Here is a 12,466-nt window from a genome sequence, read left to right as displayed (position 1 = left end):
GCCAGGTCAGCACGGCGCGCTGCGCCGTGCTTTTTTAATGCCCTTACTGGCAATCAAAGGCGCCAATATCGTTCAATGCTGCCTTTGCCGTAGAAATCCGTAGGTTTCTAAAGGACGAGTTGGGCATGTCCATGTTCATTGCAAATACATAGGTATCAGAACTGCAGCGGACCCAGCCGACATACCAACCAATGTCCATGGCGCCGCGGTCCGAAAACCAGCCGGTCTTGCTGTACATTGTCCAGCCATCACCTGAGTCAGCCTGCATGATCTCATCGGCCGCCGCGTAGGTGGTGTCTGAAAGCGGCAAGTCGCGTTCGGCCAACTGACGCAGAAATGCGATCTGTTCCGTGGCGGAAATACGCAATGTGCCGTCCAGCCAATAGGTTGTCAGCGTTGCTTCGGTCCCAACATTGGCGTCGCCATAATTGAATCGTTGCAACCAATCCCGCATTGTCGCCGAACCGGCCCGCCGCGCAATTTCCTGGTAGACCCAGACCGCTGAAACCTGAAAAGCCGATTTCAAACTGTGGTCACGGTTCCACGCCTCGACCCAGCGCAACTTGCCATCCCACTTGAAGGTCGCATCCGGAGTGGCGACACCGGTTTCAATCGCGATCAAGGTATGCGGTATTTTGGATGAGGATGCCGGCGAAAACCGCTCCTTGGATCGCTCGGCGTTGCTTACCCAAAGCTGACCGTCTGACAGGCGTTGGACCATTACTGTCGATGCCTGCGTATCGACGCCCTCGTCAACAATCACTTGCGATATGTTGATCGGTGCCTCGGTAGCGGTCGCCGCGCTCGATAGGGTTAAAAAGAATGTGAAAATCGTAAGGATACGTGCCATGGGACGCCCGCCTTTTCGGTTGGTTAGAGTACTGCTCATTTTTTGTTTCCTTGATGCACAAATTCGAAAAATATTTGAATTTGCGGTTTATTTACAAAGACATGGGCGGAAACGCACAGGCCAGAATTTGGCTTTCTGCATACGGCCGCATGTACTTTTGGTATCAAATCCAACCACCGATTCGACAATCCACTTTCTCGGCTTGATCCAGCGGTAAGCCAGAAACCGCGCAACGGTCTTCATGTGTCATCCCGACCCACACAAGGCGGTTGCGGGCATCGGCATTGGGCACAAAATGCGGACCCGGAAATTCCCGGACGCTGGTTGATGGGGTTATCGACTCAGGCAAAAGATCCCTGACAAAACCACCCTGGCGACATCGTAGCACCGTGCGCATAGAACAACCACAACCGCTGCCCGTCCTCTGTATCTGCAACCCAGTAATCCCGCGTTCCTGATCGCCAGTTCGGATCGTCCAGCCACCATTCCGGCGCAATCCGTTCCGGGCCAATGGCACGATGCCGTTTCAAGTCCATACCGCGCCACCGGAACGTCTCGGGGAACACAGGTGTCGCGGGGGCGTGCACCGGCTCGGGGTGCCATAGCAACAAAGGCCGCGGGTTGGTCGGCTTCGGCCAAGGCCCCTTGTGTGGCTTCGACCATGCAGCCGCCATGATTTTATGGGACTTTTCGGGGATATGGCTGTCTGCCGGTTCAAAGCGCCGGATCGCGTCCAGCCCGACACGCGCGCCCAGCCGCCCGATCAGATCGTCCAGAGCGTTGGCATTGTTCAAGCGTGCCTGCACGGCTGCCCCAGCCTCACGATGACCGACAGTCATGACATCATGGACGGGCTCGACCTGCACAGCCAACAAGCGGATCATATCAATGCCAAAGCCTGCATCAATGTCCTCGATCTTCATTTCCAGTAACGGTCGGATGCGATGCGGGTCATGGCTGGGACGGGCCAGACCCACCTCAACAGTCTCGACCGCATGGTCACTCCGATAGGCTTGCAGCATGACCTGCCGCACACCTTTCCCCTTGTCCTCAAGCATCTTGCAAAGACGGGGCAGCACACGGTCTATGGCTGCCATAACGTCTTCGGCCAAGCCGATAGGGTCTGGCAACGTCATCCGCACCGCAAAATGATCCGGCGGCTTGGCCGGGGACACAGGCTCGGGCGCGCTACCCATCGCCTGATCCAGCCGCAAAACCACCCCACGGCCAAAGCGGCGCGCCAATCCGGCGCGCGGTTGACCCAGTAAATCCCCAACGCGACGCAGCCCAAGGCGACCCAATTGTGCTGTCATATCAGGCTCTAACCGCAGGGCAGCAATGGGTAAGGGGGACAGCGCAGTATACGTTTGGCCCGGTTGTGCAATTCGCCTAGTATCCGGGGCTTGGGCCGTAACAGCAGGGGCAGTTCCGCCCTTGGTCCAGTGCCGCCGCTTGCCCGCGCGCGACCGCGTAGCACGAGCCTCTTGATCGATGGAATCCCCTGACCGATCCGACCCCGTTGCCTTGCCTGCATACCGGGCCAAGGCCCAAGCCGCACGGCGCGTATCAGCCAACCCCACCAACACGCTCAGCCCCAGATCAGTGCAATCGTCCTGCACGACCTGCATTAACTGCTCTTCGCCTCCAAACAGATGCGCGCAACCGGTCAGGTCCACCACCAGTGCATCCCCATCCTCGGGCGCAACCCAGGGGCTAAAGCGGCCCGCCCAGCGCTGCAACGCTTCCAGAAACTGCGCCTCACCTTGTGGGCTCCGGGGAAATGTCAGCAGCCCCGGACACATGGCATGGGCATCACGCACAGGTTGCCCGACCTGCAAGCCATCGGCCTGCGCCACCCCGTTCAAAGAGGTGATTACCTGCATATTCTGGTTTTCTTCGACCACAGCCACGGGCCGGTCCCCCAGCATGGGCTGGCGACGGATCAGACGCTCGGCACCCAGACAGGGGAACCAGATGGACAGTATGCGGCGGGTGGACACGATCCCTTGTTCTCTTTTTGTTCCCACTCTTAAATACGCTGAGTCGCCTATCGGAGTCGAGCAATCAGATTTGGGGGTCAGGTGCCGTAACGGGCCAGAAAGGTTTCTACCGCGTTGTCCACAACACGATCAATGTCAGCGTCCGACACGGAATCGATCACCCCAAACATCAGCCGCGGCCAGATATCGGCCTTGCACAATTCACCGAATTGATCAGCAGCCAACGTAAAATCTTCGATATCAAGGTCTCCACGCTCCACAGCAGTACGGAAGTACTCACCCATTTCGGATCGCATACGCTCCGGGCCGGACTTGTAAAACGCGCGCCCGATCTCGGGAAAACGATCCGACTCTGCAACGCATATACGGAAAACCTGCTGCCCGAACTTCGACGTGATGAACCGCAAAAAATGCTTGCCAGCCTGGCACAGCACGTCTCGGGGGGCCGCAGTCATGTCGATGCAATCAATAGCGGACTGGCTTTGTCGTGCGCATTCCATGTTGGCCACTTCCATGAACAGCAGCCGCTTGTCCGGAAAATAGCTATACAAGGTCGCCTTGCTGACACCGGCCGCACGCGCGATATCGTCCACACTGGCACCTTCGAACCCATCCACCATGAAAACATCGCGCGCACCGTCAAGCACTTGGTCGAACTTCCGGCCCTTGCGGACAATGGGGGATGCGTCGTTCATCAAGATTCCTACATGAAAGCCACCGCACAATATAAACTGTTCCGTTCAGTTTCTATAAAAAAGCGACAGGCGGGATTGCATCACTCATGGTTTATGCATTCATTCTTTGGAATGATTCTAAAAATCAGGTGGCCCCCGTGCGTTTCACCACTCAACGCAAACGCTTCAGCGACTTGTCAGAACAAGAGGTACTGGCCCTCGCCATTTCCTCCGAGGAAGATGACGCACGCATATACCGTGGCTATGCTGAACGACTTCGCAAAGACTACCCCGCAAGCGCCGCCATCTTCGAAGGCATGGCACTGGAAGAAGACGACCACCGCAAGCGCCTCATCGACCTGCACCGCGACCGGTTCGGCGAAACAATCCCTTTGATCAGGCGCGAACACGTGTCCGGCTACTACGCGCGCAAACCTGTCTGGCTGGTTGAAAACCTGAGCCTTGCGCGCATCCGCTCAGAGGCCGAAGCAATGGAGCGCGACGCTGAACGCTTCTACACTGCGGCGGCTGCCCGATCATCCCACGCGGCAACACGGAAACTGCTGGGCGACCTTGCGGCGGCCGAGGCTGGCCACGAAGCGAAGGCTGAAACACTGGAGGCCGCCCATCTTGATCCCGACACCCGGACGCAAGAGGACGACAAGGAACGGCGCCAGTTCATACTGACCTATGTGCAGCCGGGCCTTGCCGGTCTGATGGATGGCTCCGTCTCGACCCTCGCACCAATCTTCGCAGTGGCCTTTGCGACTCAGGACACTTGGACCACATTCCTTGTGGGGCTAGCCGCATCCGTGGGCGCAGGCATCTCGATGGGATTTACCGAGGCGGCATCCGATGACGGCGAGCTTTCGGGACGCGGTTCACCGATCAAACGCGGCTTTGCATCCGGCATCATGACAACGGTCGGCGGTCTTGGGCACGCGCTGCCCTACCTGATCCCCGATTTCTGGACGGCCACTATCACCGCAATCCTTGTGGTGTTTGTCGAACTGTGGGCCATCGCATGGATTCAGAACAAGTATATGGACACGCCGTTCTGGCGCGCAACACTACAGGTGGTTGTGGGCGGCGCCCTTGTTTTTGCAGCGGGTGTGCTGATCGGCAGTGGATAGCCGATACGACACGCGCTATTGCTGACCCATGCTGCCGATCCTGTTGAAGACCCTGCCCTTTTTCGCCCTGATCGGCCTTGGATACTGGGCTGGACGCACGCGTTTCTTCACGGAAGAGGCAACCGCCTACCTGACCAAGTTCGTGTTCTACTTCGCGCTATCAGCCATGATCTTCCGCTTTGCAGCCAACCTGGAACTGGCGCAGGTGTGGGACGGACGTTTGGTTGCCGCATATCTCTGGGGCACAGCGTTCGTGTACGGCATTGCGACGTTGGTCGGCTTCCTGCGGGGCCTCGACGTCCAAACCAATGCAGTCGAAGCACAGTGCGCAGTGATCGGAAACGCAGGCTTTCTCGGCCTGCCAATGCTGGCGCTTCTCTTTGGCCCGCAAGCCATTGGCCCGGTCATGCTAGTGCTGGCCACAGACCTGATAGTGTTTTCCAGCCTGATCGTCATTCTGATCACCGTGGGACGGGACGGGCGCATGTCTCGCGCGATCTTCAAGACCATTGGCATCGGACTGGTCAAAAACCCGATGATCGTCGCCATGGCACTTGGCCTGACGTGGTCCGGCCTGCAGATTCCGATCCCTGATCCAATGAATGATTTTCTCAGCATCCTCGGCGGCGCCGCCACACCGGGCGCCCTCTTTGCCATCGGGGCCTCCCTTGCTTCGAAATCAGCGGAACGCATCCAGATCGCGGGCTGGCTCAGCTTCTGCAAGCTGGTGCTGCACCCCGCATTTGTCGCGTTTTCCGCAATCTTCCTGTTCGGCGTTGAACCTTTTGGCGCAGCGATGATCATCGCCTGCGCCGCCATGCCAGTCGCAGGCAACATTTACATGCTCGCCCAGCACTACGGCGTTGCTCCACAACGCGTCTCGGCAGCAATCCTTGTCTCAACCACACTCAGCGTCGCAACTTTAACGGCAGTTATTGCCTGGATCAGCTGATCCATCTTCATCTTGCCGAATAAACTCCCGCCGGAGGCTCCCGAAACTTGCCGCACGGCCCGACGCCGGATAGCGATAGAACAACGAAAGGATCACGCCCATGGAAACCAAATCCGAAAACGCCTGCTTTGGCGGCACCCAAGGGGTCTATACCCACGCCTCGACCGCCTGTTCATGCGAAATGACTTTTGGCCTGTTCCTGCCGGAAGAGGCCAAGGAAGGGCCTGTGCCGCTGCTGTGGTACCTGTCGGGCCTGACCTGCACACACGAGAATGCCATGACAAAGGCGGGCGCACAGGCTTGGGCGGCCGAGCACGGTATTGCTCTCTGCTTTCCCGACACCTCCCCACGCGGCGATGACGTAGCTGACGATGATGGATACGATCTGGGCAAAGGCGCGGGCTTCTACGTGAACGCGACCGAAAAGCCGTGGGCGCCACACTACCGCATGTGGGACTACGTGATGGAAGAGCTGCCCGCACTTCTTGGCGACAACTTCGCCCTCGACATGGACCGCCAATCGATCACCGGGCACTCCATGGGCGGGCATGGCGCACTGACCATGGCGATGTCCCCGCGGGGACAGTTCCGGTCGGTCTCCGCCTTTTCGCCCATCACCAACCCCACGGCCAGCGATTGGGGACGCAAGCAGCTGACGGCCTATCTGGGGACTGATGAAGAACTGTGGTCGCCACACGACGCAACCATGTGCATGCGTGATCGCGGTTTTGATGGGCCCATGCTGATCGATACAGGCACCAACGACCAGTTCATGGACCTGCTGAAACCCGAAGCATTGGCCGAAGCCGCCGCTGCGAAACGCCAGCAGATCCAGTTCCGGCTGCAACCGGGATACGACCACTCGTACTTCTTCGTCTCTACCTTCATGGAAGATCACGTCGCCTTCCACGCAGAACACCTCTGGGCATGACAACGCTCTACATCGATGCAGACGCCTGCCCCGTCAAAGCCGAGGCGGAGCGGGTCGCCACAAGGCATAAAGTGCCCATGAAAATCGTTTCAAACGGTGGCCTGCGTCCGTCGCAAAACCCCTTGGTAGAGACTGTTATCGTGCCCGAAGGCCCCGATGTCGCCGACATGTGGATCGCCGACCGGGCGGGCGCGGGTGACGTGGTGATCACCGGAGACATCCCCCTCGCCGCCAAGTGCGTAGAATCCGGTGCACGGGTTCTGAAACACAATGGCGAGGCCCTGACACAGGCCAATATCGGCAATGTGCTGGCCACCCGGGACCTGATGGCGGACTTGCGCGCAGCAGACCCGTTCCGGCAGGGCGGTGGCAAGGGCTTTACCAAGGCCGACAGATCGCGTTTTCTGGACGCGTTGGAGCGAGAATTGAGAGCAGCAAAAAGATGACAATCAAAGCCGTCGTATTTGATATCGGCAACGTGCTGATCGAATGGCAACCCGAGCGCTTCTATGACAGCGTGATCGGAGAAGAACGCCGCCGCGCGATGTTTGAGCAGGTCGACCTGCACGGCATGAACGACAAGGTGGACATGGGCCACCCGTTCAAGGAAACCATCTACTCTGCAGCCGAAGACTACCCAGAATGGCGGGACGAGATTCGCATGTGGCATGACCGCTGGATCGAGATGGCATCGCCCGCCATCGACCATTCGGTCCGTTTGATGAAGGCGCTACAGACCAAAAGCATCCCCGTCTTCTCCCTGACGAATTTCGGGATTGGAAGCTACGACTTTGCCGCCACCCGCTACGATTTTCTGAACGACTTCGACCGCGATTTCATCTCGGGCCACATGCAGGTCATCAAGCCCGACCCGACCATCTACGAGATGCTGGAGCAGACCAGCGGATTGAGCGGGGACAGCCTGATTTTCACGGATGATCGCGCCGACAACATCAACGCCGCACAAGCGCGCGGGTGGCGAACCCACCATTTTAATGGGCCCGAAGGCTGGGCCAAACGCCTTGTCTCAGAGGGGCTACTGACCGAAAGCGAGGCGGCGTGACATCCGTTCCATTCATCCCCTTTGCCGAAGGCGAGGCCCTGTTGGACTGGATCGGCCTGACCGACGCGCTGGCCGAAGGACACACGCTTCCCAAGGCCGAGATTGGCGACACGTTCCTCTATCGCGATCCGGACACATTGCTGAGCCGGGCAGCTTGGATCGACGGGATGGGCATGGCAGTCAAAACCGCCACCGTGTTTCCGGGCAATCCCGGTCGCGGCGCACCGATGATCAATGGCGGTGTGAACCTGTACTCCGATGGTGACGGGACACTACAGGCCATCATCGACTTTCATCTGGTGACCAAGTGGAAGACGGCGGGCGACAGCCTGCTGGCGGCGCGCAGGTTGGCACGCCCTGACAGCAAAAACATCCTGATCGTCGGGGCAGGAACGGTGGGGCAGTCGCTGCATGATGCGTACTCGGCCGCTTTCCCGGAGGCACATTTTCAAGTCTGGAACCGTACCCGCGCCAATGCATTGGCCATGGCAACAGAACGCCCAATGCTGACCGTGGCCAATGATCTGGAACAGGCCGTCCGCAGCGCCGACATCATCACAAGCGCCACCATGTCGACCGAACCGCTGATACGTGGCGAGTGGCTGCAGCCCGGACAACACATCGACCTGATCGGCGCCTATCGGCCAGACATGCGTGAAGTGGATGACAAGGCTCTCCTGACGTCCCGCGTTTTTGTTGACAGTTTCGACACCACCATCGGCCATATAGGCGAGGTGAAAATCCCTCTTGAGGCAGGCGCAATCACCCGCGACCACCTATTGGCTGATTACTATGATCTGGATGCGTTCCAACGCGCGCCCGATGATATCACCCTATTCAAGAACGGGGGCGGCGCGCATTTGGACCTGATGACCAGCCGCTACATCCTGAATCGGTGGACGGCAAAATGATGTGGGTCACGCTGGTGCTGCTTGGCCTGCTGGCAATCCCGATCACCACCGAACTCACCCGCTCGGGCATGACCGATGCGGTGCGGGCCAAGGCCCCGGGTCAGTTTGCACTGCTGTCGCAAGGCACCACGCATTTCGAATGGCTGGGGCCTGAACGTGGCCCCGTCGCCGTGTGCATTCACGGCCTGACCACACCATCCTTTGTCTGGTACGGCATGGCCAAAGGGCTGGCGCTCATGGGGTTCCGGGTGCTGGTCTATGACCTCTATGGTCGCGGATATTCGGACCGCGCGGGCGGAAGGCAGGATGCCGATTTCTTTGATCAACAGCTAACCGACCTCTTGGCACATGAGAATGTGGGCAATCATCTGACGGTCCTTGGCTATTCGATGGGCGGTGCAATCGCGGCCCATTTCGCTGCACGCCATCCTGAACGGGTGAAACAACTGATCCTCTTGGCTCCCGCAGGGATGTTCGAACTCGCAGGTCGCAAGATCGCGGTTGCCCGTGACCTGCCATTTATCGGAGATTGGCTGTTTCTGGCCGCCTACCCGTGGGAAGTTCGCCGCGGGATCGCGTCCGAAGCACATGTGCCCACGTCGGTCGAGGGTATCTATGACCTGCAAGAAAAAGAAACCGGGCGCCGTGGCTACTTTCCCGCCGTCCTATCCAGCTTGCGCGGGTTGCTGAGAACTCCATGTGAAGACCAACACCGCGCCATCGCAGCGGCTAGCGTTCCGGTTCTCGCCGTCTGGGGCGATCAGGACGATGTGATCCCCCTGACCAGCAAGAATACACTCGCGGCATGGAACCCGGCGACAAAGCAAGCTGTGATACATGGCGCAGGTCACGCATTGCCGCACACGCATACCGACGCGGTATTGGACGCAATCCGGTCGTCGCGCGGTTAGGTGGCAGCCGTCTGCGCCAAAGGCCGTTCGCGGATCGGCAGGTGCACGATCGCACTGAACGCCCCAACGGCAACACCAATCCACCACACTTGTTCATAAGAACCGTAGAGGTCGTACATCCGGCCGCCCAGCCAGACCCCCAGGAACGACCCCAACTGGTGACTGAAAAACACGATGCCATAGAGCGTGCCCATGTACCGCAACCCGTAGATATGCGCGACGAGCCCGCTGGTCAGAGGCACAGTCGCCAGCCAGAGGGAACCCATCGTTATGGAAAACACGATCACGGTCATCGGTGTCATTGGGAAGATGATGAACAGCGCGGCCACCAGCGTGCGGGCGGTGTAGATACCCGCCAAAAGGTACTTCTTTGAAAACCGCTTGCCCGCCCAGCCCGCAGCCAACGTGCCGGCGATATTGGCGAGGCCAATCAGCGAAATGGCCCACGCCCCCAATGCTGATGTCGTTGTGATGCCCAGATTGTGCAGCATGCTGCCGGGCACAATCGGCCCGCACACTTCGGTGACGAAGGCGGGGAAATGGGCAGTGACGAACGCCAACTGATAGCCGCAGGAAAAGAACCCGAGAAAAATCAAGGTATAGGACGGATCCTTGAACGCCTTGACCAGTATTTCTCCCATGCTCTCTTCAAGTTCAGCTTTCGACGCCATGGCGGGGGCCCGCATCAGCGGCAGGCAGAGGATCAAGGCAACAATGGCGGCGGCAAAGATCAGGAACACGCTCTGCCACGTCATCACCGTCAGCATCCATTCGGCCAAAGGCGCGCCAAACACCTGACCGGCAGACCCGGCCGCCGTTGCAATGGCCAGGCTCATAGACCGGTTCTCATCACTTGATGCGCGGCCCACGACGGCCAGAATCACGCCAAAGCCGGTCCCCGCGACACCAAAGCCCACGAGCCAGGCATACAGCTGGTGCTCAATTGGCGTGGTCGACCAAGCCGACAAAACCATCCCTGCCGCGTAGGTCAGCGCACCCATAATGATCGCCTTGCGGTCCCCGATCTTCTCGGCAATCGCGCCAAAGATCGGCTGCCCGATGCCCCATGCAAGGTTCTGGATCGCGATAGCCAACGAAAACTCGGTCCGCAGCCAACCAAATTCTTCGGCAATCGGGATCTGGAAGACACCAAAGGACGCCCGCACAGCAAAGCTGACCATGATGATGACACAGCCCACGATCAAAACCGGGGTGAAGATGGATTGGCGGGTGGCCGTCATGACGTTTCCTTCAAACAATCAACGCGACTGTATGGAGATGACCGCGCAGGTCAAATCAGGATTTCTGTGCCTCACTTAACCAATCCTGAACTGACGATGCTTCCCATGGACGAACCTGCGCGCTACCACAGGGAAATGACTGATTTGCTGACTGAATATCAGGCGCTTGTAGACAAAGGCGAGCTACAGGCCGACGCTGCACAACTCGCTGTTCTGCCCGAGTTCGAGCGCATCCGCGCCGCCCTTGCAGCACCCGTCAAGAAGGGGCTGTTCCGCAAGGCACCGGAGCCCCCCAAGGGGCTGTACCTGTGGGGCGGCGTGGGACGTGGAAAATCCATGTTGATGGATTTCTTTGCCGCGCGGCTCGATGTGCCTGCACGGCGCGTGCACTTCCACGCCTTCATGCAGGAAATCCATGCCGCGATGCACGCAGCACGAAAACGTGGTGTGGACGATGCGATTGCCCCCGTTGCCGCAGACGTTGCAGCATCGGTTCGCCTTCTCGCTTTTGATGAAATGCAGATCACGGACATCACCGACGCCATGATCGTCGGACGTCTGTTCGAGGCGCTGTTCAAGGCAGGGGTTGTGGTGGTCACCACATCAAATCGCGTGCCCGATGATTTATACAAAGACGGGCTAAACCGTCAGCTTTTTGTACCCTTCATCGACCTGCTCAAGGACAAGATGCTTGTCTGGGAACTCGCCTCGCCCACCGACTACCGCCAGGACCGGCTGTCTGGCAGCCCGGTTTACTTCACGCCCTTAGGTGCCACGGCACGGGCAGAGATGGATGACATCTGGGCTGACCTGTCCGGCGGCGCGGCTGACCCGCTTGATTTGACGGTCAACGGGCGCACTGTGACCGTACCGCTGTTCCGCAACGGGATCGGGCGCAGCAGCTTTTTCGACCTGTGTTCAAAACCACTGGGTCCCGCCGATTACCTTGCCATCGCCGAAGCTTGCAAAGCGCTGATGATAGATGACATCCCTTGCCTGGGGCGCAGCAATTTCAACGAAGCCAAGCGGTTCGTCACCCTGATCGACGCACTATACGAGGCGCGCGTGCGGTTGATTTGCTCGGCCGCGGACACGCCCGAGATGTTGTATCTGGAAGGCGAAGGTACGTTTGAATTTGAACGGACGGCGTCGCGCCTGCGCGAGATGCAAAGCGTAGATTGGGCTGCCTAGCCCTGCGATTGACTGATCAATGCCGCCAAAAGAGTTTCCGTATCCAGACGCCCGGCAGCCGTGGTCAGCTGGCGCGGCAACGTGAACTCACCGCGTGCCGCTGCTGTGTTCAAGAGCGCATCGATGTAAGCATTTGATTGCCCCTCGGTCAGAGCCTGCACCAGCAATGCCTGCAAACGGTCATCTTGGGCAGGCGTGTGACCAAAACCGATCAGTACGATCCCCGTCAGGCTACGCAGGTCCGTATGGCGCGCATCGGTATCAGTCAGTCGGATTGGCTGACGCAGCAGCCTGCTGACGGCCTTTGAGGCGGACAGGGGTTGCGGCTCCAACATGGATGTATCCGCACGCGCAACCTCGGCCTCGGCCTCAACGCCTCCAATTGCAGTCTCGGCAAAGGATTGGTCTTCGACCGTGGGCCCGCCTGGTTGCATCAGGATCAACACAATCGTCACGACCAAAAAGGTTGCCGCAATCACCAGCATCTTGATGTTGGATGAGGAGTATTCCTCCGGCTCTATAGCCGCCCGCGACGCCAATTCTGTCGCATCATCACGCCTGAACATACTGCTTCCCCAAAAGCAGACCCGTCACGGTTGATCCGTGTTG

General features: G+C 58.9%; 13 protein-coding genes. 8 read left to right on the top strand and 5 right to left on the bottom strand.

Annotated elements, in window-relative coordinates:
- Nucleotides 1-43: 43 nt before the first annotated feature.
- From IE087_RS02465 to IE087_RS02455, 3 genes are all read right to left on the bottom strand, one after another.
- Nucleotides 44-889, bottom strand: a complete 846-nt coding sequence (locus tag IE087_RS02465) for a penicillin-binding transpeptidase domain-containing protein (RefSeq protein WP_189367375.1) — start codon at nt 887-889, stop codon at nt 44-46.
- Between the two features lie 302 nt (nt 890-1,191).
- Nucleotides 1,192-2,850 (bottom strand): Y-family DNA polymerase, encoded by a 1,659-nt coding sequence (locus IE087_RS02460; RefSeq protein WP_189367373.1) that lies wholly within the window; start codon nt 2,848-2,850, stop codon nt 1,192-1,194.
- Between the two features lie 77 nt (nt 2,851-2,927).
- Entirely contained in the window at nt 2,928-3,545 is a 618-nt protein-coding gene (locus tag IE087_RS02455) for a TetR/AcrR family transcriptional regulator (RefSeq protein WP_189367372.1), read from the bottom strand.
- 137 nt (nt 3,546-3,682) lie between these two features.
- Between IE087_RS02455 and mbfA the strand changes: the two genes are divergently transcribed.
- From mbfA to IE087_RS02420, 7 genes are all read left to right on the top strand, one after another.
- A complete protein-coding gene (mbfA, locus tag IE087_RS02450) occupies nt 3,683-4,657 on the top strand; it encodes an iron exporter MbfA (RefSeq protein WP_189367370.1) in 975 nt (324 codons plus the stop codon).
- A 28-nt stretch (nt 4,658-4,685) separates the two neighbouring features.
- Entirely contained in the window at nt 4,686-5,609 is a 924-nt protein-coding gene (locus tag IE087_RS02445) for an AEC family transporter (RefSeq protein WP_189367369.1), read from the top strand.
- A gap of 100 nt (nt 5,610-5,709) precedes the next feature.
- Nucleotides 5,710-6,540 carry an S-formylglutathione hydrolase gene (gene fghA / locus IE087_RS02440; RefSeq protein WP_189367367.1) on the top strand — a complete coding sequence of 277 codons (831 nt, stop codon included), beginning with the start codon at nt 5,710-5,712 and terminating at the stop codon, nt 6,538-6,540.
- Nucleotides 6,537-6,986, top strand: coding sequence for a YaiI/YqxD family protein (locus IE087_RS02435; protein WP_189367366.1), 450 nt, complete (start codon nt 6,537-6,539; stop codon nt 6,984-6,986). The genes fghA and IE087_RS02435 overlap by 4 nt, the downstream gene beginning before the upstream one ends.
- Complete coding sequence (locus IE087_RS02430) at nt 6,983-7,603, top strand: HAD family hydrolase (RefSeq protein ID WP_189367364.1); 621 nt, start codon at nt 6,983-6,985, stop codon at nt 7,601-7,603. The genes IE087_RS02435 and IE087_RS02430 overlap by 4 nt, the downstream gene beginning before the upstream one ends.
- Nucleotides 7,600-8,514, top strand: a complete 915-nt coding sequence (locus IE087_RS02425) for an ornithine cyclodeaminase family protein (protein WP_189367362.1) — start codon at nt 7,600-7,602, stop codon at nt 8,512-8,514. Before IE087_RS02430 ends, IE087_RS02425 begins: the two co-directional genes overlap by 4 nt.
- Nucleotides 8,511-9,425: an alpha/beta fold hydrolase gene (locus tag IE087_RS02420; protein WP_189367360.1), complete on the top strand. Its 915-nt coding sequence runs from the start codon at nt 8,511-8,513 to the stop codon at nt 9,423-9,425. Before IE087_RS02425 ends, IE087_RS02420 begins: the two co-directional genes overlap by 4 nt.
- Here the strand turns inward: IE087_RS02420 and IE087_RS02415 are convergent.
- Complete coding sequence (locus IE087_RS02415; protein WP_189367359.1) at nt 9,422-10,666, bottom strand: MFS transporter; 1,245 nt, start codon at nt 10,664-10,666, stop codon at nt 9,422-9,424. The two genes, IE087_RS02420 and IE087_RS02415, sit on opposite strands and share 4 nt — an antisense overlap.
- A 135-nt stretch (nt 10,667-10,801) precedes the next feature.
- On the opposite strand from IE087_RS02415, the gene zapE reads away from it, so the two are divergent.
- Nucleotides 10,802-11,857, top strand: a complete 1,056-nt coding sequence (gene zapE / locus IE087_RS02410; protein ID WP_189367357.1) for a cell division protein ZapE — start codon at nt 10,802-10,804, stop codon at nt 11,855-11,857.
- Here zapE and IE087_RS02405 read toward each other — a convergent pair.
- Nucleotides 11,854-12,423, bottom strand: coding sequence for a hypothetical protein (locus IE087_RS02405; RefSeq protein ID WP_189367355.1), 570 nt, complete (start codon nt 12,421-12,423; stop codon nt 11,854-11,856). The genes zapE and IE087_RS02405 overlap by 4 nt on opposite strands.
- Between the last annotated feature and the right edge of the window lie 43 nt (nt 12,424-12,466).

Source organism: Tateyamaria omphalii (genome assembly GCF_014651375.1).
GTDB lineage: Bacteria > Pseudomonadota > Alphaproteobacteria > Rhodobacterales > Rhodobacteraceae > Tateyamaria > Tateyamaria omphalii.
The sequence above is the reverse complement of the archived record's forward strand: the minus strand, read 5'-3'. Positions and strand labels throughout refer to the sequence as shown.

Bases quoted from the DNA above. Each gene is read 5' to 3' on its own strand.
- IE087_RS02465 (WP_189367375.1), bottom strand. From the start codon at position 889: ATGAGCAGTACTCTAACCAACCGAAAAGGCGGGCGTCCCATGGCACGT.
- IE087_RS02455 (WP_189367372.1), bottom strand. From the start codon at position 3,545: ATGAACGACGCATCCCCCATTGTCCGCAAGGGCCGGAAGTTCGACCAA.
- IE087_RS02445 (WP_189367369.1), top strand. From the start codon at position 4,686: ATGCTGCCGATCCTGTTGAAGACCCTGCCCTTTTTCGCCCTGATCGGC.
- fghA (WP_189367367.1), top strand. From the start codon at position 5,710: ATGGAAACCAAATCCGAAAACGCCTGCTTTGGCGGCACCCAAGGGGTC.
- IE087_RS02435 (WP_189367366.1), top strand. From the start codon at position 6,537: ATGACAACGCTCTACATCGATGCAGACGCCTGCCCCGTCAAAGCCGAG.
- IE087_RS02430 (WP_189367364.1), top strand. From the start codon at position 6,983: ATGACAATCAAAGCCGTCGTATTTGATATCGGCAACGTGCTGATCGAA.
- IE087_RS02420 (WP_189367360.1), top strand. From the start codon at position 8,511: ATGATGTGGGTCACGCTGGTGCTGCTTGGCCTGCTGGCAATCCCGATC.
- IE087_RS02415 (WP_189367359.1), bottom strand. From the start codon at position 10,666: ATGACGGCCACCCGCCAATCCATCTTCACCCCGGTTTTGATCGTGGGC.
- zapE (WP_189367357.1), top strand. From the start codon at position 10,802: ATGACTGATTTGCTGACTGAATATCAGGCGCTTGTAGACAAAGGCGAG.
- IE087_RS02405 (WP_189367355.1), bottom strand. From the start codon at position 12,423: ATGTTCAGGCGTGATGATGCGACAGAATTGGCGTCGCGGGCGGCTATA.